At 71.4% G+C, this 23,791-nt stretch carries 17 protein-coding genes; 7 read left to right on the top strand and 10 right to left on the bottom strand.

Annotation, left to right across the window (positions count from 1 at the left end; genetic code table 11):
* Nucleotides 1–7 precede the first annotated feature (7 nt).
* Nucleotides 8–565: a hypothetical protein gene (locus tag ACWD4O_RS39900; RefSeq protein ID WP_451287917.1), complete on the bottom strand. Its 558-nt coding sequence runs from the start codon at nucleotides 563–565 to the stop codon at nucleotides 8–10.
* Nucleotides 566–902: 337 nt separating this feature from the next.
* Here ACWD4O_RS39900 and ACWD4O_RS39895 point away from each other — a divergent pair, with 337 nt between their 5' ends.
* Entirely contained in the window at nucleotides 903–1,196 is a 294-nt protein-coding gene (locus tag ACWD4O_RS39895; RefSeq protein ID WP_358802781.1) for a DUF6355 family natural product biosynthesis protein, read from the top strand.
* A 76-nt stretch (nucleotides 1,197–1,272) separates the two neighbouring features.
* Here the strand turns inward: ACWD4O_RS39895 and ACWD4O_RS39890 are convergent, their stop codons facing one another.
* Nucleotides 1,273–2,265: a hypothetical protein gene (locus ACWD4O_RS39890; protein ID WP_451287915.1), complete on the bottom strand. Its 993-nt coding sequence runs from the start codon at nucleotides 2,263–2,265 to the stop codon at nucleotides 1,273–1,275.
* A gap of 200 nt (nucleotides 2,266–2,465) precedes the next feature.
* Here ACWD4O_RS39890 and ACWD4O_RS39885 point away from each other — a divergent pair, with 200 nt between their 5' ends.
* Complete coding sequence (locus tag ACWD4O_RS39885; RefSeq protein ID WP_451287913.1) at nucleotides 2,466–4,832, top strand: hypothetical protein; 2,367 nt, start codon at nucleotides 2,466–2,468, stop codon at nucleotides 4,830–4,832.
* A 73-nt stretch (nucleotides 4,833–4,905) separates the two neighbouring features.
* Here the strand turns inward: ACWD4O_RS39885 and ACWD4O_RS39880 are convergent, their stop codons facing one another.
* Nucleotides 4,906–5,793, bottom strand: coding sequence for an alpha/beta fold hydrolase (locus ACWD4O_RS39880; protein WP_451287911.1), 888 nt, complete (start codon nucleotides 5,791–5,793; stop codon nucleotides 4,906–4,908).
* A gap of 158 nt (nucleotides 5,794–5,951) precedes the next feature.
* Between ACWD4O_RS39880 and ACWD4O_RS39875 the strand changes: the two genes are divergently transcribed.
* The gene (locus tag ACWD4O_RS39875; RefSeq protein ID WP_451287909.1) at nucleotides 5,952–6,920 is read left to right on the top strand and encodes an alpha/beta hydrolase; all 969 of its coding nucleotides are present in this window, start codon (nucleotides 5,952–5,954) and stop codon (nucleotides 6,918–6,920) included.
* 161 nt (nucleotides 6,921–7,081) lie between these two features.
* Here ACWD4O_RS39875 and ACWD4O_RS39870 read toward each other — a convergent pair whose 3' ends face one another.
* From ACWD4O_RS39870 to ACWD4O_RS39860, 3 genes are all read right to left on the bottom strand, one after another.
* Nucleotides 7,082–8,326, bottom strand: a complete 1,245-nt coding sequence (locus tag ACWD4O_RS39870) for a cytochrome P450 (RefSeq protein WP_451287907.1) — start codon at nucleotides 8,324–8,326, stop codon at nucleotides 7,082–7,084.
* A 127-nt stretch (nucleotides 8,327–8,453) separates the two neighbouring features.
* A complete protein-coding gene (locus ACWD4O_RS39865) occupies nucleotides 8,454–9,395 on the bottom strand; it encodes a TIGR01777 family oxidoreductase (protein ID WP_451287905.1) in 942 nt (313 codons plus the stop codon).
* A gap of 92 nt (nucleotides 9,396–9,487) precedes the next feature.
* On the bottom strand, nucleotides 9,488–11,485 hold the full coding sequence (locus ACWD4O_RS39860) for a flavin monoamine oxidase family protein (RefSeq protein WP_451287903.1): 1,998 nt from the start codon (nucleotides 11,483–11,485) through the stop codon (nucleotides 9,488–9,490).
* A gap of 274 nt (nucleotides 11,486–11,759) precedes the next feature.
* Here ACWD4O_RS39860 and ACWD4O_RS39855 point away from each other — a divergent pair, with 274 nt between their 5' ends.
* Nucleotides 11,760–13,811: a galactose-binding domain-containing protein gene (locus ACWD4O_RS39855; RefSeq protein ID WP_451287901.1), complete on the top strand. Its 2,052-nt coding sequence runs from the start codon at nucleotides 11,760–11,762 to the stop codon at nucleotides 13,809–13,811.
* Between the two features lie 25 nt (nucleotides 13,812–13,836).
* Entirely contained in the window at nucleotides 13,837–14,460 is a 624-nt protein-coding gene (locus tag ACWD4O_RS39850; protein ID WP_451287899.1) for a TetR/AcrR family transcriptional regulator, read from the top strand.
* A gap of 21 nt (nucleotides 14,461–14,481) precedes the next feature.
* Here ACWD4O_RS39850 and ACWD4O_RS39845 read toward each other — a convergent pair whose 3' ends face one another.
* Complete coding sequence (locus tag ACWD4O_RS39845) at nucleotides 14,482–16,563, bottom strand: SpoIIE family protein phosphatase (RefSeq protein ID WP_451287898.1); 2,082 nt, start codon at nucleotides 16,561–16,563, stop codon at nucleotides 14,482–14,484.
* Nucleotides 16,564–16,703: 140 nt separating this feature from the next.
* On the opposite strand from ACWD4O_RS39845, the gene ACWD4O_RS39840 reads away from it, so the two are divergent.
* The gene (locus ACWD4O_RS39840; protein WP_451287896.1) at nucleotides 16,704–19,220 is read left to right on the top strand and encodes a SpoIIE family protein phosphatase; all 2,517 of its coding nucleotides are present in this window, start codon (nucleotides 16,704–16,706) and stop codon (nucleotides 19,218–19,220) included.
* 29 nt (nucleotides 19,221–19,249) lie between these two features.
* On the opposite strand, the gene ACWD4O_RS39835 is transcribed toward ACWD4O_RS39840, so the two are convergent.
* Nucleotides 19,250–19,735, bottom strand: a complete 486-nt coding sequence (locus ACWD4O_RS39835) for an SRPBCC family protein (RefSeq protein WP_451287894.1) — start codon at nucleotides 19,733–19,735, stop codon at nucleotides 19,250–19,252.
* Between the two features lie 28 nt (nucleotides 19,736–19,763).
* Entirely contained in the window at nucleotides 19,764–21,944 is a 2,181-nt protein-coding gene (locus tag ACWD4O_RS39830) for an ATP-binding SpoIIE family protein phosphatase (protein WP_451287892.1), read from the bottom strand.
* 125 nt (nucleotides 21,945–22,069) lie between these two features.
* On the opposite strand from ACWD4O_RS39830, the gene ACWD4O_RS39825 reads away from it, so the two are divergent.
* Nucleotides 22,070–23,221 (top strand): acyl-CoA dehydrogenase family protein, encoded by a 1,152-nt coding sequence (locus tag ACWD4O_RS39825; protein WP_451287890.1) that lies wholly within the window; start codon nucleotides 22,070–22,072, stop codon nucleotides 23,219–23,221.
* A 7-nt stretch (nucleotides 23,222–23,228) separates the two neighbouring features.
* Here the strand turns inward: ACWD4O_RS39825 and ACWD4O_RS39820 are convergent, their stop codons facing one another.
* Complete coding sequence (locus ACWD4O_RS39820) at nucleotides 23,229–23,768, bottom strand: PaaI family thioesterase (protein WP_451287888.1); 540 nt, start codon at nucleotides 23,766–23,768, stop codon at nucleotides 23,229–23,231.
* Nucleotides 23,769–23,791: the final 23 nt, after the last annotated feature.

Genomic DNA, 23,791 nt, shown 5'->3' with positions numbered 1-23,791 from the left:
GGCATGGTCAGGCCACACCCCCCACCGTCTTCTTGCGGCGCAGGGCGTAGATGCCGGTGCCGGCGACGGCGAGGACGCCGAGGCCGGCCGCGGTCGCCGAGGGCCCGGCGAGGGCGCCGCCGCCGGTGTGCACGCCGCCGTGCGGCTTGTCGTGCTCGTCCTTGCTCCAGCCGCCGGACTCCTCCTTGCCGCCCCAGGAGTCCTTGTCCTTCTCGGAGTCCTTGTCCTTGTAGGTCTCCGGGTCGTACTTGGGGTCCTTCGCGCTGTCGCTGTCGTAGTTCACGAAGGCGAGGTGGCCGCCGCCGGTGTGCATCCCGCCGTGCGGCTTGTCGTGCTCGTCCTTGCCATGCTCTTCCTTGCCGGACTCCTCCTTGCCGTGTTCGTCCTTGCCGTGCTCCTCCTTGTCGGAGGAGGTGTCGTCCTTGCTGTACGAGGAGCTGTCCTCCTTGCTGTAGGAGGAGTCGTCGTGGTCCGTGTCACCGGCGGCCGCGTAGGCGCCGGGGGCGCCGATGGCGAGGGCGGCGGACGCCGCCGCGGTGGCCAGGATCATGCGAGCAGAACGCATCTGATGGTCCTTCCGTCATGGCCGGGCAGCCGACGCCTCGTCAGCTGACAAGACCCGGCCTGACGTGATCCACCGTCAGTCAGCCCGAGCCGGGCCACCACTCGGGGCGCTCACCCGGGTGAACGCGCCCCGCCCTGCCCGAGATCTCCGCCGCCGAGTCGTCGTTCCCTGAAGATCCACTCCATCGGCGTAGCGGCGAAACGATTCGCAGGGTGAACGTGGCGCGCTGTTCGATCATCGCGAGGTGAGCGCCACGATCCTGGGGCAGGCATCCCGCCGATCAGCGGACCTGGGGTTTTCCAGGTCCTGATCCCTCAATCCGGCAAGGAGTCGTACTTTGCGTGTTCGTCGTTCGGTGCTCGGCACCATCGGTTCCGTCGCTCTCGTGCTCACCTCTCTGGGCGCGGTGACCGCGGCCACCGCGGGCCCCGCGGCCGCGGACCCGTGCGGGTTCTACGAGACGAGTTCCGACGCCTTCTACAACCACTGCACGTCCGACGGCTCTCGGGTGGTCATCAAGGTCGAGGTCGCCCTGGCGCCCGACTACGAGCGGTGTGTCGGCCCCGGCACGGTCTGGCTGGGCTCCGCAAGCAAGATCCAGGGCGCCTACTACACCGGCCGGACCTGCTGACGAGCGGTCACCTCCGCCCGCCGGGGGCCCGGGACGAAGCCGTCCCGGGCCCCCGGCGTCCGTGGCGGCCCGGGGTTCAGGCGAAGTCGTCCAGGATGTCGGCCAGACGGGGCTCGATGGGGTTGTCGAGCTCGTCCGTCTCCCAGAACAGGACGTTGAGCGTCGCCATCGGATACGCCGCCCCCCCGTCCCGAAGGCCCGGCTGCGCCACCATCGGCGTGTCGAGGTAGATCTCGTCGCCGGCGTGGAACATGGCCGCTTCGAGCGGCTCGTCGAAGCGGGTGCGGGGCCGGTACTGCCACACCACGCCGTCCCTGCTCCGGCGCACGACCTCGCCGACGTACCAGACGACGCCCTGGACGAACGCGCCGCTCTTCGCGGCGAGGAGCCCGCCGCTGTCGGCGAACCGGTCCCGCAGGACCGGCTCCAGCCGGTCGAGGGAGCCGGGGGAGAAGTCCCAGAGCTCCCCGGGACCCGCCTCCTGCGCCCAGTCGGCGAACCCGGCGGCGCGCAGGTCGAGCCACCGCACCAGTTCCGGATGGTCCGCGCCCGTCCGGTGCGCCGCCTGCTCGGGATGGGGCACGACGACCGGCGCCCAGTCGGGTTCCCGCTCCCGCCGGGCCGCGACGGCCTCCTGGAGCCTGGCCGCCTCTTCGATGAAGACGTCCCCGGTGCGGATGCGGGCGGCCCGCGCGACGAGCGCGATGGGGTCGACGGCAGCGAGGCCGAGTGCGGGATCGGGGTGGACGACGGGCCGGCCCGCCGAGGATCCGGGGGCCTTGCGGGCGTCCCAGTCCCACCGGCCGCCGCCGACGGCCAGCAGGACCTCGCCGACGTAGACCATCGCGCACTCGGTCGGCCGGAAGTCCATGCCCACCTTCTCGTCGGTCGACCGGTACTCGGCGAGCATGTGCGCTTCCAGGACGGCCAGCGACATGGGCGTGAAGTCGAACGGGAAGTGCTCGTCCAGCACTTCGGCGCGCAGCTCCCTGAGCGCCTCCGGGATCTCGGTGATCCACCGGCTGAGCTGCTGTTCGGCGGCCTCGTCGCCATGGTCGGTTCGGGTCATGGGGTCACTGTAGGGACCGGGGCCGCCTACTGGTGAACTCCCTGTGGACGTCCGCGAGTTGTTCTGCAAACCTGTCGATTTGCTGTGCGATTACTGCGTGAACGGGTCTAGGGTGGCCCGCGCGACGGACGTCACGGGGGCTTCACCCGTCGCACCCGAACCCCTCCATGCCCCCACAGCGAGGGAAGAGGAACAGCACCTTGAGCACGCTCATACGACCATCACGCAGATGGCGGCTGATCGGCCGCTTCACGGCCGCGCTCGGCGTGGCCGGCGCACTGACCCTGACGGGTCTGCCCGGCCTCGGCGTCGACAGCGCCCATGCCGCGACCACCATCAAGGGCCAGCGCTGCGACCAGAAGTGGCTGAAGAAGCAGTACGACAGGACGCCGTCCAACTCCGGCTTCCCCGCCGGGGCGGACCCGTACCAGCAGTGGGCGGGCAACCCGAAGAACTACAACTTCCCGTTGCAGGGCAAGGCGTTCGACGGACTGAAGCCGCCCACCCGGGCGGAGGCGCAAAAGGCGCAGTCCAAGACGGTCGACCAGTGGAAGAAGCAGGCCGCGGCCTCGGGCGAGCCCGCCGACAAGGCCATGGAGATCTACGCCCGCTTCCTGTCCACCGGACGGCCCGTCGCCGAGTTCAACAACTGGTTCGACAAGATCTACATCCGCAACGAGATCAACAACCACAAGGGCAGCGCCTTCGAGCAGCGCGTCGTCAAGGACTTCAACCTGATCGGCCCGGACTGGCTGTGCGAGGTCAAGGTCGAGGTCCGCGATGCGAACGGCAAGCTGATCGCCACCCGGAAGTACGACGCGTACAACCAACGGCTCAAGGAATTCAACGAGTTCAAGTCGAACGGCACGCATCGGGCCGACCAGCTCGCCGCCGACAGGATCATCGCCCGGCAGCCGGAGACCAAGGACCACACCTTCCGGCTGGTCGGCGGGAAGAAGGTCCCCAAGAACACCCTCGACAAGCTCCGTGAGTTCAACGACGAGCTGTCCCGGGAGCGCGGCAAGCCCAACCAGGTGCGGATCTTCGAGCGCAAGTACAACGGCATCCCGCAGACCAAGCCGATCCGGGGCTACAGCCGTTACGACACCTGGTTCAGCCCCGACCCGAAGCAGGGGACCCGCGGCCCGGCCAACGACCGCATCCGCGACTCCGCTCCCACCCCCGAGGACGCCCGTCGTCAGCAGGGCGCCGCGCGGACGATCGACACCCGTGGCACGCTGCCGCGCGGCGGACCGGGCGGCATCGACTTCTCCACGCTCGAACTCCGCTACGTCGGGGCGCCCGTCCTGGGCAAGGGCATGACGTACTCCATGAAGTCCGAGTACGTGCCCGACCCGGACACGAACCCGGGCTACGGCGGCGAGGCCACCATGAACCTGGCCTCGGACAGCTTCTTCACCTGGCTCGCGCTCACCCCGGACAAGTTCTGGGTGAACCTCAACCCGGACGAGCCCGACCGGATCATGGACAACGCCTTCGCCTCCACCGACGCCGGCCGGGTCCTGCTGGAGGCCGACCTCCAGATGAAGCACGACTTCTACAAGGCCATGGACCCCAAGACCGACCTCGGCAAGCAGTACTGGGCGGCCCTGCCGAAGGAGAACGGCAAGCCGTGCATGCCGGGCCTGCGGAACTGGATCGAGCCCAAGCCCGCCCAGGTCCGCGAACAGGACGGCGGCATCTACATCCTGGATGCCCCGCTGGCCCTGAAGTCGACCGCGCAGACCACCGTCACGCCCGGTCCGGGCGAGCCGATCTGCACGCCCGACGAGGCTCAGACGAAGGCGGCCCAGGCCGTCATCGACAGCATGATCGTGCCGGCGGTCGAGAAGACCATCAACACCGCGCCCCAGTACGCCGATCTGCGCCGGGTCTACACCTCGCGAGTCGCCGCGGAGTGGATCCGACAGCAGGACGCGGCGAAGGCCACGGACTTCCGGAAGATCATCAACAGCAACGACGTGAAGCGGTGGCCGCTGCGCGCCCCGAACCAGAACTGGGACAAGAACGAGCTCTTCAAGAAGTACCGGAAGATCTACACCGAGGGTGAGTTCCAGTACGAGATCCCGGCAGGCGGCACGACGCTGATCTACATCGTCGGCGGGGTCGACTTCTCGAAGTCCCCGAAGCGGAACATCTCCCGGACCGAGTTCAACGTCGAGAACCCGACCCTCGACGAGACCACCAAGACGTCGATGAAGGCCGACGACACGTCCTACCGGGACACCGACATCGCCTACCTCGGCGCAGGGGTCGGCGGTACGGGCGACACGGGCGGCGGCGGTGACGACCCGTCCCCGTCCCCGTCCCCGTCCCCGACCGCGTCGACGCCGGGCGGCGGCTCGACGACCCCGGCGCCGACGCCCTCCACCTCGGGCGGCGGCCAGGGCAAGCCCACGCCGCCGGCCCATGACCCGGACGGCAACCTCGCCGACACCGGCGCCGGCCTCCCCGTGGCCCTGATCGCCACGCTCGCGGCGACCCTGGCCGCGGTCGGCGGAGCCCTCGTGTGGTGGCTCCGCAGGCGCAGGACAGCGGCCGGCTGAGCCGGCGGCATCCCGCGCAGGACGCTCCGGTGGCCCCGCCCCCCTCACCTCAGGGGGGCGGGGCCACCGGCGTTCACTCCAGGACGTTCAGCAGGCGGTCGGCGAACTCCTTCGGGGACTCGACGGCTCCGAGATGGCCGCCGGGGAACTCGACGAGGTCGCGTCCGAGGAGCTCGGCGAGCCGTTCGGCCGGTCCGTACAAGGGGAGTTGGCGTCGGGAGTCGTGCCCCGCGGCCGGCACCAGCTTGTGGGCCACCGGCCGCAGCGCCGCGAGGTCGGGCAGGGCCGAGGAGAACGGGCGCAGGACGCGGCCCAGGAAGACGGGGATGTTGGTGTGCATCCGCACCGCCATCTCCTGGATGTCGGGCGGCAGTTCGGTCGGCGGCTGCGCGGGCGGCTGCGCGGGCGACTGTCGCACGGCTCCGTCCGCCAGGCCCTCGGCGAGCCGGGCCATGGCGGGGCCGGCTCCTTCGGAGCGGAAGGTCTCGCGCACCTCGGCGAACAGTGCTCGATGCGGGGCGGGATCCGCCAGCAGTTCCAGCAACGGCGGTTCGTGCGCGACCACCCGGCGCAGCCGCTCCGGACGCCGGGCCAGCAGATCGACCGCGACGACCGCCCCGGAGCTGCAACCGAACACGGCCGCGTCGTCGTCGGGGGAGAGCAGATCGAGCAGCCGACGGGCGTCGTCGCTCCACACCTGCACCTGTTCGTCGGCGTGGGGTGTGTCCGCCGGGCTGTCGAGCGGGCTGCGGGACATTCCGCGCGGGTCGTACGAGACGACCGTGTACCGGGCGGCCAGTTCCGCGGCCATGCCCGCGTACAGTCCGGCGTCCCCGGCGCCGCCCGGGATGAGCAGCAGGACCGGGCCGCTGCCGAGCGTTTCGTAGTGGAGGGTGGCGCCGGGCACTTTCAGCGTCGCGCGAGTCGAATGCGGTGAGGTCGGTGAGGTCGGTGAGGTCACGTTCCTAGTATCTCTAGGTTTGAAGCTAGTGCAACTAGGTTGCGGGCTCCTGTGCACTTGGAGAACAGCTGTGGTGCGCGGGTGGACAAGACGCCGGTGCATGGCAGATTTACGGTGAGGGGGCAAGACAGCGCACTTCGAGAACTGCAGGAGATCCCATGTCCGACGCCGTTGAGCCGGTCACCCCCGTGCTCGAACCCGAGGCCGCTGCGTTCGCCGAGGCGACCGCCAACCCGCCGTACCTCTTCGACCTGGCCCCGGCGGAGGGGCGCAAGGCCGTGGACGAGGTCCAGTCCGGCGAGATCGACAAGCCGGCGGTCGACGAGGAGTGGATCACGGTCGAGGGCGGGCCGACGGGCAGCGTCCGTGCCCGGATCGTCAAGCCGGCCGGCGTCGAGGGCACGCTGCCGGTGATCCTCTACATCCACGGTGCGGGCTGGGTGTTCGGCAACGCCCACACCCACGACCGCCTGGTGCGCGAACTCGCCGTCGGCGCGGAGGCCGCGGTCGTCTTCCCCGAGTACGACCTCTCGCCCGAGGCCCGCTACCCGGTGGCCATCGAGCAGAACTTCGCGGTCGCCCAGTGGGTCGTCCGGGAGGGCGCGACGAAGGGGCTGGACGCCGCCCGTATGGCGGTCGCCGGTGACTCGGTCGGCGGCAACATGACCGCCGCCCTGACCCTGATGGCCAAGGAGCGCGGCGGCGTCCCGCTGGTGCAGCAGGTGCTGTTCTACCCGGTCACCGACGCGAGCTTCGACACCGGCTCCTACCACCAGTTCGCCGAGGGCTACTTCCTGCGCCGCGACGGCATGCAGTGGTTCTGGGACCAGTACACGACCGACGAGGCCGAGCGCGCCCAGATCACCGCGTCCCCGCTGCGCGCCACCGCCGAGCAGCTCACCGGCCTGCCCCCGGCACTGGTCATCACGGGCGAGGCCGACGTCCTGCGCGACGAGGGCGAGGCCTATGCGAACAAGCTGCGCGCGGCCGGCGTCCCGGTCACCGCAGTGCGCTTCCAGGGCATCATCCACGACTTCGTGATGCTGAACGCGCTGCGCCCGACGTATGCCGCCGAGGCCGCCATCACCCTGGCCGTCGGCACCCTGCGCGACGCCCTGCACGCCTGATCCGACACGTCTGGTCCGGCCCGGAGAAGGGCGTCGGTGTCCGCCGCCGAAGGCGGTCGCGGACCTGATCCGCGACGCGGTGCGCGCGGCCAGCTGACGCGCATTTCGGCGAACCGCCGTGCGGACGCGGGCCTCGCCCACGGCCGCACGGCATCGGCGCGCTACCAGGCCACCGGCAGCTCGTACACGCCGTACACGATCCCGTCGTCCTTGAACGGGATCGTGTCCAGCGGTGCGGCGACCCGCAGTCGGGGCACGCGGCGGAACAACGTGCCGTAGACCACCTGGAGTTCGATGCGGGCCAGGGGCTGGCCGAGGCACTGGTGGATGCCGAAGCCGAACGCCATGTGCCGGCGGGCGTCGCGGCGCACGTCGAGCCGGCCGGGGTCGGGGAAGCGGTCCGGGCTCCAGTTGCCGGTCGCGCCCGGGATGATGACGCCCTCCCCGGCGCGCACCCGCTGTCCGCCGATCTCCAGGTCCTCCAGCGCGAGCCGCCGTTGGCCGCTGTGCACGACCGTCAGATACCGCAGCAGCTCCTCCACCGCCCCCGCCAGCGCCTTCGGATCGTCGGTGTCCCGGACGACCGCCAGCTGCTCGGGATGCTCCAGCAGCGCCAGCACGCCCAGGGAGATCATGTTCGCGGTGGTCTCGTGCCCGGCGCCGAGCAGCAGCACGCCCAGCATGGCGGCCTCGTGTCGGGTCAGCTCGCCCGCGTGCATCCGGGCCGCCAGGTCGGACAGCATGTCCTCGGCCGGGTCGGCGAGCTTCACGTCGAGGATCCGGTCCAGGTACCGGTACAGGGCGATGTTGGCGGCGCGGGCGCTCTCGGGGGTCGCGTCGCGGCTCAGTCCCACCTTGCTGTGACTCTGGAAGAAGTCGTGGTCGGCGTAGGGCACGCCGAGCAGTTCGCAGATCACCAGGGACGGCAGCGGCAGCGCCAGCGCCTCGACCAGGTCGACCGGGTTCGGGCCGGCCAGCATGGCGTCGATCAGCTCGTCGGCGATGCGCTGGATCGCCGGCCGCAGCGCCTCCATCCGCTTGATGGTGAACGGCGCGGTGACCATCCGGCGGATCCGCGCGTGATCGGGGTCGTCCATGTTCAGGAACGACGGCGGGGTCTTCCCGGCGGTCTCCTTGAAGCCCTGGCTCAGATAGGGGAAGCCGGGCCGGGTGACGTCGACGCTGAGCCTCGGGTCGCCGTACAGGGCGCGCTGGTCGTCGTAGCGGGTGACGAGCCAGTGCGTACTGCCGTCCCACAGCCGCACCTTGGCGACGGGCCGTTCGTCGTGCAGCCGCATCATCTCGGGCGGCGGTGCGAACGGACAGGCCGCGTCCCGGGGCATCGGGAAGTCGGGAACGGACTCGGGGGCGGACTCGGACGGCTCGTGCGCAAGGGTGGGGGTCATGGCACTCCTCGTGGGGGGAACGTCCGGCGCCATGCAAGCGCAGACACCTGACAGATCGCCACCAGAACCCTGACAGCGGCCTGTTCGTGACCCACGTCACGTCCTGTCACGTCACGTCACGTCGCCGTCAGCGGTCGCGCACCCGCCGTGCGAGGTCGGCGGCGGCCGCCGGCCACTCCGGCCGGTCGAAGACGAATCCCGCGTCGAGCAGCCGCCCCGGGACGACCCGTCGGCTCTTGAGGAGGAGTTCGGTGTCCGAGCGCAGGGCGAAGGCGCCGAGCTCGGCCATCCACTTCGTCGCGGGCAGGCCCACCGGGACGCCCCACGCCTCGCGCAGGGCGCGCATGAAGGCGCGCTGGGGGAGCGGGGCGGGGGCGGCCAGGTTCACCGGTCCGGCGAGGTCGTCCCGTTCGACGAGGAACTCGACCGCGCGGACGAAGTCGGCGTCGTGGATCCAGGACACGTACTGCGCGCCGCCCGCGACCGGGCCGCCGAGTCCGAGCCGGACCAGCCGCAGCAGCACGTCGAAGACCCCGCCCCGGTCGGGGCTCATCACCATCGCGGACCGCAGGGCCACCTTGCGGGTGTCCGGGGTGTCGGCCTTCTCCTGTTCCCGCTCCCATGCGGTGGCGATGTCGACGCTGTAGCCCCAGTAGCCCGGGACGTCGGCTTCGGCGCCGCCGATCAGGCCGGTGGCCTCGTCGTTGGGGGCGTCGAACCGGTGGGAGTAGATCGTCGCCGTGCTCATCTGGAGCCAGACCCGCGGCGGCCGCGTGACGGCGGCGATCGCCTCGCCCACGACCCGGGCGGAGTCCACCCGGGACTCCATCATGTCCCGCAGGTTGTCGGGGGTGTAGCGGCAGCTGACGCTGCGGCCGGCCAGATTGACCACGACGTCGCTGCCGTCGATCGCCTCCGCCCAGGGGCCGAGCGTCCGGCCGTCCCATCGCACCTCGCCCCGGCCGGTCGGCCGCCGGGTCAGCACCACGACCTCGTGTCCGGCCGCGGTCAGCGCGCGGCGCAGGACGGTCCCCACCTGCCCGGTCCCGCCGGGTAGCACGATCTTCATGAGCAGCGTCCCCTCCTCGTACGAGCTGGAAAGCCCTACGTGAAGAGGACCCTACCCTGCATTTGAACGTGTTCAAAACATGCTTCGGAGTTTTACGCCCCGTGTGCCTCCAGCGCCGCCCGGACCCCCGACTCCAGCGCCCCCTCGATCCACGACGGCTTGACCGAGGTGTGGTCGCCCGCGAAGTGCAGCGGGCCCTCGGGGGCGCGGATCGCGCTGAGCAGCTCCGTGTGCTGCCCCGGGAGCAGCACGGACGCCTCCCCGTAGGCGTACGGGTCGCGCAGCCAGCTCTGGGTGCGGCCCGCGCCGGTGTAGAAGACCTCGACGCGCTGGCCGTAGACCTGCTGGAGCCCGCGCAGGGCGTGCGGGTAGCGGGCGTCGTCGTCGAGCGAGTCCCAGCGGGAGGCGTCGTCGGCCCAGCTGTAGGAGGCGAGGACGACGCCGCCCTCGCTGTCGCCGATCGGATGCGAGGGGTTGATCATGAACCGGTTGGAGTTGTCGGAGACCGAGCCCCCGCCCACGATGTGCGCCGCCTCCGGCTGGTCGCGGGCGGCCCACCGGTTGGCCGCGTAGTGCACCCGCTGCCCCGCCGAGATGTGGCCGGGCGGCACGGACGGATGCGCGCCGAGCAGACTCCCGTCGGCCGGCGCCTTCCCCGCCCGGTACTCCTCGTACAGCCCCGGCCGTACGGCGTCGAGTTCACGTTTCCACTCCGCCTCGGTGAACTCCCACCAGCGGCGGCCGAACTCCAGCAGCACCTTGGTCGCGCTGTCGTAGTGCAGCTCCGCGACGGCCCGCCGTTTCTTGTACGACATCAGCGGGCTGACCTGCACCTGCCGCAGCCCCGAGAACGGCACCGTGACGATCGCCAGATCCGCGGTGAACTCCTCGCGCACGACCTTGCCGCCGCGCCCCTCGGAGACGGTGTCGATCCACACGTGCGGCCCGTCGGCGCTCACGTGCGAGGTGTCGTGCCCGCCCTGCCGGTCCGGCGCCCAGTACTCGATGTGCGTCGCGCGCCGGTCGAGCCGCAGCACGTCCGAGACCTCCTTCAGCAGCGCGTCCGGAAGCATGGCCGTGCCCCCGACCAGCTCCCAGAACTCGGTGTCCGGGCTGATCAGCGAGGCGCTGATGAAGCTGTGGATGAACGACAGCGGCAGCCGGGAGGTGAGGTTCTCCAGGGTGCCGACGACATCGATCGTGCGTTCGTCGAGGCGCGCCTCCTCGGTCAGGAACCGGTACATCGACCAGTCCCCGAACCGCTGCACGACCCGCGCCCATCCCTGCACCCGCTCCGGCAGCGGCTTGTCGACCCTTTTGCCGTCGGCGCCGCGGGTGCTGAACTCGTCGCGCACCGGGTCCAGGGCCTCGCGCAGGATCGTCGACGACGGGGTGTCCCAGTACTTTCGGGGCACCCCGAAGGAGCGGTTGATCCTCCGCGGCGACGTCGCGTACGCGGAGCGGCGCATCCGGATGCCGTTGACGTGCAGCCAGGCGTTGTTGACGGGCTTGCCGTCCGCGTCGACGTCCACGAGGTGGAACCGGCGCTTCTCGACGCCCAGTCGGTCGATCAGGCTCATCACCAGCGGGTGGCTGCCGGGGATCCGCATGGCGCCCGCCTCCGCGTACAGGCGGGCGTCGGTGAACGCCTGCGGCGCGTGCTCGTGCCCGCCGGTGCGGAAGGTCTTGACCCGGCCGCCGACCCGGTTGCCGTTGGCCTCCACGAGCGTGACGTGGTGTCCGGCGCGCTTGAGCAGCCAGGCGGCCACCAGTCCGGCGGGCCCGGCGCCGATCACCAGCACCTTCTTCGCGGCGCCCGTCCTCGCCCGTGGCAGACCCCCGTCGAGGACCTTCGCGTACCCCGGCACGAGGGGCCGGTCGTCCTCGTCGACCACGAGCAGCGCGCGGGCCACGGCCAGGCAGGTCGCCCGGTCCGCGGTGGACTCGGGCGGACAGTCGGGCCGTCGAGGGGGAGTGGCTGCGGCCGGGGCGGTGGAGGCTGCCGCCAGCGCGGCGGCGGCGCCGGCGCCGGCCGTGAACCGGCGACGGGAGAGCCGCCCCGGGTCTGCAGAAGTGCGGTACATGTCCATGTGCCCTGGATAGGGGGCGCATGGGGGGCCTTCGGCGGGGTCGCGTGGATCATCACCTGAACGTGTAAGCGCATCGTCGCGGCCGCGCTTCCACTGGGAGGTTTGCGCGGGCGCCCGCACTTATCAGGTCAAGCGTCCCGGACTCTTGACTCGGAACGGCGTCAGTCCGCATTCTCATCGCACTATCTTGCGTCGGTCATGACAATCTCATGGGCAGTCAAAACGCCCTCGTCGACCGCGCCTTCCCGTCGACCGAGGGAGTGGGCCTGTGACCATGACCGGACGCCCGTACCGCAGACGCCACGTCACCGTCGTCTCTCTGCTCCTGCTCGTACTGGCCACGATCCTGGGCCCGGCCCAGAGTTCGGCCGCCGGTACCGACTGGTGGACGCCGACGGCCCGGCCGACCCCCGACTCCCAGATCAACGTCACCGGGGAGCCGTTCACCGGCACCGACTCCGCCGGGGACGTGCGCGGCTTCGTCGACGCGCACAACCACCTGTTCTCCAACGAGGCGTTCGGCGGGCGGCTGATCTGCGGCAAGGTCTTCTCCGAGGCCGGCGTCGCCGACGCGCTGAAGGACTGTCCCGAGCACTACCCCGACGGCACGCTCGCGCTGTTCGACTACATCACCCACGGCGGCGACGGCCGGCACGACCCCGTCGGCTGGCCGACCTTCACGGACTGGCCGGCCTACGACTCGATGACCCACCAGGCCAACTACTACGCCTGGGTGGAGCGGGCCTGGCGCGGCGGGCAGCGGGTGCTGGTCAACGACCTCGTCACCAACGGCATGATCTGCTCGATCTACCCGTTCAAGGACCGCAGTTGCGACGAGATGACGTCGATCCGGCTCCAGGCGAAGCTGACGTACGACCTGCAGGCCTACATCGACAAGCAGTACGGCGGCACCGGCAAGGGCTGGTTCCGGATCGTCCTCGACAGCGCCCAGGCGCGTGAGGTCATCAAGCAGGGCAAGCTGGCGGTCGTCCTGGGCGTGGAGACCTCCGAGCCGTTCGGCTGCAAGCAGATCTTCGACATCGCGCAGTGCAGCAAGTCCGACATCGACAAGGGCCTGGACGAGCTGTACGCGCTGGGCGTGCGCAGCATGTTCCTGTGCCACAAGTTCGACAACGCGCTGTGCGGCGTCCGCTTCGACGAGGGCGGTCTCGGAACGGCCATCAACGTCGGGCAGTTCCTGTCGACCGGCACCTTCTGGCAGACGGAGACCTGCAAGGGCCCGCAGCACGACAACCCCATCGGCACCGCCGCGTCCGAGGCCGAGGCGGACCTGCCGGCCGGCACGGAGGTCCCGGAGTACGACACGGCCGCGCAGTGCAACACCCGAGGGCTCACCAGTCTCGGCGAGTACGCCGTGCGCGGCATGATGCAACGCAAGATGATGCTCGAGATCGACCACATGAGCGTCAAGGCCACCGGCCAGGCGCTCGACATCTTCGAGGCCGCCTCCTACCCCGGCGTGCTCTCCTCGCACAGTTGGATGGACCTCAACTGGACCGAGCGGGTGTACAGCCTCGGCGGCTTCGTCGCCCAGTACATGCACGGCTCCGAGGCGTTCGCCACCGAGGCGAAGCGCACCGACGCGCTGCGCGACAAGTACGGCGTGGGCTACGGCTACGGCACCGACTTCAACGGCATCGGCGACCACCCCGCCCCGCGCGGAGCGGACGCCGCCACCAAGGTGACGTACCCCTTCAAGAGCGTCGACGGCGGCTCCGTCATCGACAAGCAGACCGTCGGCAGCCGCACCTTCGACTTCAACACCGACGGCGGCGCCAACGTCGGCCTGATCCCCGACTGGATCGAGGACATCCGGCTGGTCGGCGGCCAGGACGTGGTGAACGACCTCTTCCGGGGCGCGGAGTCCTACCTCGGCACCTGGGGCTCGACCGAGCAGCACCAGGCGTCGGTCAACCTCGCCAGGAGCCGGACGGCCACGGCCGCTTCGTCCGAGTCCAACCCGTTCACCAGCTACCAGCCGGGCCGGGCCGTGGACGGCGACGACGAAAGCCGCTGGGCCAGCGACTGGAGCGACGACCAGTGGTGGCAGGTCGACCTGGGCTCCACGAACCTGGTGTCCCGGGTGACCCTCGACTGGGAGCGCGCGTACGGGAAGTCGTACCGCATCGAACTCTCCACCGACGGCACGACCTGGACGACCGCCTGGTCCACCACCTCCGGCGACGGCGGCCTGGACACGGCGAAGTTCACCGGCACACCGGCCCGCTACGTCCGCGTCCACGGCCTCGACCGGGGCACCGACTGGGGATACTCGTTGTACGAAGTGGGCGTCCACAGCGCCTGACGTACGACAACGGGGGACACACCACATGGCACGCATGCCGTCGGCCGAGCGACGCAGACAGCTGACGGAAGCGGCGATCAGGGCGATGGCCCGGGACGGCGTCCCCAGGACGACCACCCGGTCCATCGCCGCCGAGGCCGGCGTGTCCCTGAGCGTCTTCCACTACTGCTTCAACTCCAAGGAGGCCCTGGTCGAGTCGGTCATCACGACGCTCACCGACCACTCGGTGAGCGTCGTGAAGGACGCGATCCGGCCCAGGGCCACCCTGGAGGAGACGGTCCGGGCCGGTTTCCAGGCGTACTGGGACCACGTCCGGGCCCACCCCGACGAGCACATGCTCACCTACGAGCTCACCCAGTACGCCCTGCGCCAGCCCGGGTTCGAGCACCTGGCGCGCCGCCAGTACGAGCTGTACGGCGAGGCGTACGCCGAACTCATCGAGGAACTGCGCCGGAGCATGGACCTCCGGCTCGCCGTGCCCGTCCCGGTGCTGGCCCGCTATCTGGCCGCCATGACCGACGGTCTGACCCTCAACTACCTGGTGCTCGGCGACGCGGAGGCCTGGAAAGACATTCTGGACACGGTCACCGCGCACATCGCCGGACTGGTGATGACCGACGTCCGGCAATCACCGTCCGGGGAGCGGTGATTACGTACGAGGGTGGCGCGCTCACCCGGCGTCGGTCGCCACCGCCCGGGCGACCAGCAGGGCGACGTCGTCGTGGTCCTCCGGGTGGCGCAGCCCGTACAGCAGGAGGTCGCAGATCTCCTCCAGGGGACGGTCGGGTTCGTCCAGGAAGTTGAGGAGGACCGCCAGCCGGTCGTCGATGGGGTGGTGTCGCGTCTCGACCAGGCCGTCCGTGTAGAGAACGAGCAGGTCGCCGGGGGAGAACTCGGTCGTCGTGGTCTCGAAGGCGACGCCGCCGACGCCCAGCGGAGCCCCCGAGGGGAGCTCGAGCAGGGTGGGGGCCCGGCCCGGGCGGACCAGCGCGGGCGGCATGTGTCCCGCGTTGGCGATGCGGCACTGTCCGGAGTGGGGGTCGTACACGGCGTACAGGCAGGTGACGATGTAGTGCTCCAGATCGCAGGTGATCTTGTCCAGGTGCTGGAGCACCGCGCCCGGGTCGAGGTCGAGGTCCGCGTAGGCGCAGGTGGCGGTGCGCAGCCGGCCCATGGTGGCGGCGGCGTCGATGCCGTTGCCCATGACGTCTCCGACGACCAGTGCGGTCTTGTCGTCGTTCAGCGGGATGACGTCGTACCAGTCGCCGCCGACCTCGCTGGTGGCCTGGGCGGGCTGGTAGCGGGACGCGAGCTCCAGACCGGTCTGCCGGGAGGGGTGGTCGGGCAGCAGACTGCGCTGGAGGGTGAGCGCGGTGTTGCGCACGCTCTGGAACCAGCGGGCGTTGTCGATGGCCACGGCGGCCCGGCCGGCCAGCTCACTGGCGAGGATGACGTCGTCCTCGTCGAACGGCAGCGGGTTGCGGGTGCGCTTGAGGTCGAAGGCGCCGAGCACCTCGCCGTGCGCGATCAACGGCACGGCGAGGTACGAGTGCACTCCGGCGCGGGCCAGCAGCGAACCGGCCTCGGCGTCCCGGGCGATGCGCGGCAGGTCCTGTTCGCCGACGTGCCGCACCAGGACCGGCCGCCCGGTGTGCACGCACAGGGTGACCAGCCGGTCGCCGTCGTAGGCGGCGAGGTCGCCGGGCGGGTCGGCGGCGCGCAGCGCCACGGTGGGATGGCTCGCCTTGAGCGCGAGGGCGCGGAACAGCTCGGGGCCGTTGTCCGGCCGGCGCGAGCGACGGCAGGCCAGGGCGGAGTCGAGGACGTCCACGGCGACCACGTCGGCGAGCTGGGGGACGGCGATCTCGGCCAGCTCGTGCGCGGTCCGCTCCACCTCCAGCGTGGTGCCGACCCGGGTGGAGGCCTCCGCGATCAGGGCCAGACGGCGCCGGGCCCGGTCGGCCTCGGCGGCCGCGCGGTGCCGTTCGGTGACGTCGACGACCGAGGCGGCCGCGCCCAGGATCCGCCCGCCGGGGTCCTCCAGCCGGTAGAAGGACAGGGACCAGGCGTGCTCGTGTTCGGGGTCGGTCTGCGGCCGGCCCACGTGGTACTGGTCGATGAGCGGAGTGCCGGTGGTGAGCACCTGGCGCAGCGCCGACTCGATGGTCTCCACGTCGGGCAGCGGCAGGGTCTCCCTCAGGAGACGGCCGATGTGGTCCTCGGCATGGACGCCGTCGATGCGTTCGAGCGCCGGGTTGACCAGGATGTAGCGCAGTTCGGGGTCCAGCAGGGCCAGCCCGATCGGGGACTGGTTGATCAGCCGCTCGCACAGGGCCAGATCGGTCTCCACGCGCTGGAGCAGGCCGTGGTCGGCGGCGATGCCCAGGGCGTAGACGCCCCCGAGATCGTCCTGCAGCCGCATGTTGCGGAACTCCATCAGCCGGCTGCTGCCGTCCTTGTGCCGGATGGGGAAGGCGCCGGCCCAGCTCCGGCCCGTCTCCAGCACCTCCCCGAACAGCCGCACCACCGACTTCAGGTGCTCGGGGTGGATGAACAGCCGCGCCGCGTACTTCCCGAGGGCCTCCTGCGCGGTGTACCCGAACAATTCCTCCGCCTGCGGGGTCCAGAACACGATGCGTCCCTCGGCGTCGACGACCATGGCGGCCACGCTCAGCATGTCCAGCAGACCGGTGGGCGGGGGCGCCTCGGGGCGGTACGGGGCGCCCTCGGACCGGATGGGTTCGGCTGTCATCGCGGATCCTCCTCCAGCACCTCTATGCTGCGCCTCGCCCGGCCCGTCCGGTAGCGGGGTGCTCCGGCGAGGACGGCGTCGGCGGCGCCGTGCGCATCGGGCGGACAAGCAGGACCATGGTCGTGTAGAGGACGGCACCCATGGATTCTGCGGATTCTGCGCGAGAAGCTACCGAGGCCGAAGCCCCGGCCGGAGGCGAGGCCGAGGCCGAGGCCCCGACGCCCGCGGGCGCGCGCGATCTCCTCGACGCGTCCACCGACGCGGCGGCCATCGTGTCCGCGGACGGCGTCGTCGTCGGCTGGACGCGAGGCGCGCAGGCGCTGCTCGGCCGCCCGGCCTCGGAGGTGGTCGGCCGCTCCGCCGCGGACCTGACGGCGATGGCCCGGGACCCGGCCCGGGTGGCCGCCGTCGCCGCGCGGTGCCGGGCGGGCATGGGGTGGAGCGGTGTCATCGGCCTACGGCACCGCGACGGCCGTATCGTCGAGGTCGACCTGCGGGTCTCCGCGTCCTTCCGGATCGGCGACGACGAGTGCTTCCTGCTCTCGGCACGCGAGCAGAGCCGGCCCTGGGCGGTGGACCGGTCCGTCCTCGACGGGTTCCTGACCCGCTCCCCGGTCGGGATGGCGGTGATGGACCTCGGGCTGCGGTACGTGTGGCTGAACGACACGCTGGAACGCTTCGGCGGCGTCCCCCGGGAACAGCGGCTGGGGCGACGGCTCAGCGAACTGCTGCCCGGGCTGCAGGCGGTCACCATCGAGGGGCTGATGCGCAAGGTCCTGGAGACCGGCGCCCCGATCACCGACTACGAGTACCTGGGCTGGAGCTGGGCCGATCCGCACCGTCAGCGCGCCTACTCCACGTCCTTCTTCCCCCTGGTGGGCGTCGACGACTCCATCACCGGGGTCTGCTACATGGTCCAGGACGTCACCGAGCGGTGGAACGCCCGGCAGCTGCTGGCGCTGGTCAACGAGGCCGGGACCCGGGTCGGCACGACCCTGGACGTGATGCGCACGGCGCAGGAACTCGCCGACTTCGCCGTCCCCCGCTTCGCCGACTTCGTCATCGTCGACCTCCTGGAGCCGGTGCTCAGCACCGAAGGGCACGGCACCTGGCTGACCGACGCCGGACCGGCCCCCGCTCGGCCGGAGATGCGCCGCGCCGGGATGAGCTCGGTGCGGGAGGGCTGTCCGGAGGCCGTGGCACGTGTCGGCGACCGGGTGGACTTCCTCCCCCCGACGCACGACGCGAACCTGCTCATCGACGGCGAGCCGATCCTCATCCCCGTGCTCGATCCGTCCGACCGGCCGTGGGTCGCCGAACAGCCCGAACGGGCCGAGAGCATCCGCGCCTTCGGACTGCACTCCCTCATCTCCGTGCCGATGCGGGCCCGGAACACCGCCCTGGGCCTCGCCACCTTCGTACGGTCGCTCAATCCGGTGTCGTTCCGGTCCGACGACGTCCTGCTGGCCCGGGAGCTGGTGGCGCGGGCGGCGCTGTGCGTGGACAACGCCCGCCGGTACACCCGCGAGCACACGGCGGCGGTCACCCTGCAGCGCAGTCTGCTGCCCCACGCCCTGGCGGGCGGCAGCGCGCTGGAGGTGGCCTCCTCCTATCTGCCGGCCGACCCGACGGACGGCGTGGGCGGCGACTGGTTCGACGTGATCCCGCTGTCCGGGGCACGGGTGGGTCTCGTCGTCGGCGACGTGGTGGGGCACGGCATCGCCGCCGCGGCGACCATGGGCCGACTGCGCACCGCCGTGCAGACCCTCGCCGACATGGAGATGCCCCCCGACGAGCTGCTGGCCCACCTCGACGATCTCGTGCTCCGGCTGAGCGCGGAGCGCAGCGACGACGCGACGGACCGGCAGAGCACGACCGCCTTCCTGGGGGCGACCTGTCTGTACGTCGTCTACGACCCGGTCACCCGCCGGTGTTCGATGGCCCGGGCCGGACACCCGCCGCCGGTCGTCGTCTCGCCCGACGGACAGGTGTCGTTCCCGGAGCCCCCGGCCGGGCCTCCGCTGGGGCTCGGCGGGATGGCGTTCGAGGCCACCGAGATCGAGCTCGCCGAGAACAGCCTGATCGGGCTCTACACCGACGGCCTCATCGAGGGCGTCGACCGCGACCTGGAGCGGGGCATGTCCCGGCTCGGCGAGCTGCTGGCCCGGTCCGACACCCGGACGGCCGATCTGGCCGAGCTGTGCACCTCGGCCGTGCGACAGCTCGTGCCGGTGCCCCGGCCCGACGACATCGCCCTGCTGATGGCCCGCACCCACGCCCTGGCCGCCGACCGCGTCGTCTCCTGGGAGGTGCCCGCGGACCCGGCCGCCGTCGCCGACGTCCGCGCCCGGGCGACCCGTCAGGTGGAGGCCTGGGGACTGGGGGAGCTGGCCATGACCTCAGAGCTCATCGTGAGCGAACTGGTCACCAACGCCGTCCGCTACGCCACACCGCCCATACGGCTGCGCTTGCTGTACGACGCACGCCTGACCTGCGAGGTCGCCGACGCCAGCAGCACCGCCCCGCGACTGAGACATGCCCGGATCACGGACGAGGGGGGCCGCGGCCTCTTTCTGGTGGCCCAGCTCGCCCATCGGTGGGGGGCCCGGTACACGGCCGACGGAAAGATCATCTGGGCCGAGCAGGAGATCCCCTGACCCGGCCCTTGTCCGCGTGGGCGTCCATGTCACTCGCCGAGGAGCTCGTCCATCTGGCCGACCGCCTGCTTGAGGCCTTCCTCCATGCCCATGGTCATGAGCTGTTCCATCTGCTCCCGGGTGCCGAAACCCGACCGGAGCTCCATGCGGGTGTCGTCCCCGTGCGGGGTCAGCCGCACCTGCACGGTGGTGGTCGGCATGCCGGGGCTCGGGTTTCCCTTGGCGTCGGCGAAGCCGTCGGTGAACTCCAGGGAGGCCGGCGGGGCGACCGAGGTGACGTGCCACCAGCCGTGGTGCTCGTCGCCCTCGGGGCCCGTCATGAAGTAGGCGACCTCGCCGCCCGGGGTCAGCTCGTGCTTCTCGACGGTCGCCGGGTAGGTCGGCGGCCCCCACCAGCGCTCCAGCCGACGGGGGTCCGCCCACAGCTGCCACACCTGCTCGGCCCCGGCCGGGAACTCGGCGGTCAGGGTGAGGGAGAGGCTGTCGAAGTCCTTGTCCACGCTGGTCACACTCATGTGTCCGGTCCTTCCTGTCTTTCTTCGGTCATCCGATGTCCCAGGCCGGGAGGCCGGCGGAGTCGCCCAGTTCCGCCCAGACCGTCTTGCCGCCTCGGGCGTGGCGCGTTCCCCAGTGCTCGGCGAGCTGGGCGACCAGCAGCAGGCCGCGGCCCCCCTCGTCGAACACACGGGCCCGGCGCAGGTGAGGGGTGGTGCTGCTGGTGTCGGAGACCTCGCACAGGAGGGAACGGTCGTGGATCAGACGCAACAGGATGGGCGGCCGGCCGTAGCGGACGGCGTTGGTGACCAGCTCGCTGACCACCAGCTCGGCGGTGAAGGCGAGCTCCTCGAGTCCCCAGACGCCGAGCTGCCGGGCGACGTCGGAGCGGGCCTGGGACACGGCGGCCGGATCGGCGTCCAGCTCCCAGCCGACGACGTGATCGCTGCCGAGGATGCGGGTGCGGGCCAGGAGCAGCGCGACGTCGTCCTCCGGTCGTGTCGGCAGCAGGGTGTCGAGGACGGCGTCGCAGGTCGCCTCCAGCGAGGGGGAGGGCCGGGCGAGGGTCTCCCGGAGCAGGGCGAGGCCCGTCTCGACGTCGTGGTCGCGGGCTTCGATCAGGCCGTCGGTGTAGAGGGCGAGGACGCTGCCCTCGGGCAGGTCGATCTCCGCCGCCTCGAACGGCAGCCCGCCCAGGCCGAGCGGGGGCCCGGCGGGGAGTTCGAGGAGGTCGGCGGTTCCGTCCACGGCCACCACGACGGGCACCACGTGCCCCGCGCGCGCGAGGGTGCAGCGGCCGCGGACGGGGTCGTAGACGGCGTACAGACAGGTCGCGCCGATCTCCTCCCCGCCCTCCTGCCCACCCGCCGCCAGGACTGTCCCGCCCGCTCGCGCCGCGTCCCCGTCGGCGTCGGTCTCCGTGTCCGGGTCGGTGGAGGACTCGGCGGACAGCCGCAGGACCACGTCGTCCAGATGCGTCAGGAGCTCGTCCGGCGGCAGGTCGATGTCGGCCAGGGTGCGTACCGCGGTCCGCAGCCGGCCCATGGTGGCCGCGGCGTGGATGCCGTGGCCGACCACGTCGCCCACCACCAGGGCGACCCGGGCGCCGGAGAGCGGGATGACGTCGTACCAGTCGCCGCCCACGCCGGCCTGTCCGCCGGCGGGCAGATAGCGGCTGGCGATGTCGACGGCCGACTGCCGTGCGGTGTGCCGGGGGAGCAGGCTGCGCTGGAGGGTGAGGGCGGCGCTGCGGGCGTGGGTGTAGCGGCGGGCGTTGTCGACGGCCACCGCCGCCCGCGCGGCGATCTCCTGGGCGAGGAGCAGGTCCTCGTCGTCGAAGGCGCTGGGGTTGCGATGGCGGACGAACTGGGCGATGCCCAGGGCGGAGTCGCGGGCGCGCAGTGGCACCACCAGGGTCGCGTGGGCGGTGCCGGCCGGGCCGGAGCGGTGCTGGACGGGCCGTCCGGTGAGCAGGGCGCGCGCCGGCGGTGTGCCGTCCGGCCAGGTGTGCAGCTCCTGCGGCCGGGTCGTCGGCTCCGGGACGCCCGCCGCCGACCGCTGGGCGACCCTGCGCAGCACCAGCGGGCCCTCCGCCTGGGTGTCGTGTCCGCGGAGCGCGGAGTCGAGCAGGTCGACGGTGACGAGGTCGGCGAAGTACTCGGTGGCGAGGTCGGCCAGCTCCTGGGTGGTGCGGACGATGTCGAGGGTGGTGCCGATGCGCATGCTCGCGTCGTTGACGATCGACAGCCGCCACCGCAGCCGCCGGTCCCGCTCCTCCTGGTAGGTCGCCACCCCCTGCTCCGACAGCCGGTCGACGTACCCGGTGGCCGTCGCGACGAGCTGGCGGGCCGCCGTGCTGACCAGCTCGGCGTCGTCCGTGAGCTTGGGCAGCTCGGCCAGCAGCCGGTCGAGGACGACGCCCTGCCCGAGCCGGAACGACCGCAGCATCACGCTGAGCGGGGAGCCGCGCCTGGCCACCCGACGGGTGCGTTCCAGGTCGATGGCGGAGGTCGACAGCAGGCTCGGCTCGACGCCCTCCTCCAGAGCGGCCAGGGCGACGAGGATGTGCTCGGCGACGCTCTCGGCCATCAGCCGGGCGATGTCCGGGTCCTCCCAGATGTCGGGCACGTCGCGGCGCAGGGCCTGCTCCACGTCATGGATCAGCCGGTCCGCGCGGAGTCGGACCTCACGCGTGGCACAGGACACGAGTCGGTCCGCAGCGGCGTCCACAGTTACGACGGTACGCCGACCGGCGCGTACGCACTCCTCGTGCTTCTCGGGCTCCCCAGAACCATATCCGCTAACGTAGAATAATTAGATAGATGAATTGCCTAGTAGTGGTGCGAGGAGTGGCCGTGGATTTCGGGCTGACCGACGAGCAGGACCTGATGCGCGCGACGGCACGGCAGTTCGTCGCCGACGTGTGCCCGGCCGAGCAGGCCAAGCGGTGGGACGAGGAGGGCGTGGTGCCGCCCGAGCTGTTCCGGGGGATGGCCGAGCTGGGCTGGTTCTCCCTCCCGTTCACCGAGGCGGAGGGCGGCGACGGCGGCGGACCGCTCGAACTCGTCCTGATCGCGGAGGAGCTGGGGCGGGCCAGCTTCGACGTCGCCATGTGCTACATCGGGGTGCTCATCCCCGGCCTCACGGTGTTCCGGTGGGGCAGCGATACCCAGCGCGACTTCATCCGCGAGCACGTCATGACCGGCCGCCACCGGCTCGCCGTCGGTCTCAGCGAGCCGGACAGCGGGTCCGACGCCGCGGCGCTGCGCACCACCGCCGAGGACCACGGCGACTGCTTCCTGGTCCGTGGCCAGAAGGCGTGGTGCACCGGCGGCGGACTGCCCGACACCACCATCGCCACCTATGTGCGCACCGGACCCCGCGAACCCAAGCACGGCGGCATCAGCCTGCTGCTCGTCGACCCCTCGACCGACGGCGTCGAGGTGCGCCGGACCCCCACCCTCGCCCGGCACATCCTCGGCACCAACGAGGTCTTCTTCAACGATGTGCTGGTGCCGAAGGAGAACCTGGTCGGTCCACGCGACGAGGGCTGGAAGGTGATGCTCTCCAACATCGAACTGGAGAAGGTCATCATCAGCGGCGGCTACCTGGGGGCCGCTCAGGCCACGCTCGACGAGATGCTCGAATACGCCCGTACCCGGCACGCCTTCGGCCGGCCGATCGGCAACTTCCAGGCCCTCGCCCACGCCATGGCCGACCTGCAGACCGAGATCGACTCCGCCCGGCTGCTCGCCTACCGCGCCGCCTGGCTGCTCGACCGGGGCAGGCCGTGCACGAGGGAGGGATCGATGGCGAAGCTCAAGGGGTCGGAGACGTACGTGGCCGCCGCCCGGCTCGGGATGCAGGTCCTCGCCGGGCACGGCTTCTCGACGGAGAGCGTGATGAGCTTCCGCTACCGGGAGTCGATCGTGGCCACCGTCTCCGGCGGCACGAGCCAGATCCAGCGCAACGGCATCGCCCGCAGCATGGGCCTGCGCTCCTACTGAGCCTCGCCTACTGAGCCTCGCCGTCCTGGCCGGCCAGCCACTTCGCGTGCCGCGCGTAGTGGCTCCGGTCGCGGGTCACCCAGATCCCGGAGGCCCGGGCCAGTACGGCCCCGCCCGGCGCGAGTGTCAGCTCGCCCGCGATGTACCAGCGCGACCCCTCCCGCCGGTCCGCCCACACCCGCAGCTCCAGCGGCCGTTCCACCGGCACCGGCTTCCTGAAGCTCACCGTCAGCTCGGCCGTCACGCTCATCACGCCGTGCAGCAGCGGGAGATGGCCGAGACAGTCGTCCAGGACGGCCGCCGTCCAGCCGCCGTGCGCGACCTCGGGCCCGCCCTCGTGGGAGCGCGGGCAGCTCAGCTCGAACCGGGCCACGCCGTCCTCGTCGAGCCGCTCGCGCTCCACGCCCAGCCGGCATGCCCCGAGGGCACGGCACCCACCGCAGAGCGTCACGCCCCCGGCGGTCCGGGGCGGTTCCGGCATGCCCGTCCCCGCCCAGTGCCCGTTCGGTGCCGTGATTCCGGTCCCGCCGGATCCCGTCGTCGACATGATGTGCTCCTCGGTGTCCGTCG

The sequence above is a fragment of the Streptomyces sp. NPDC002623 genome (genome assembly GCF_053592635.1).
This window is presented reverse-complemented; position numbering and strand designations above follow the sequence as displayed.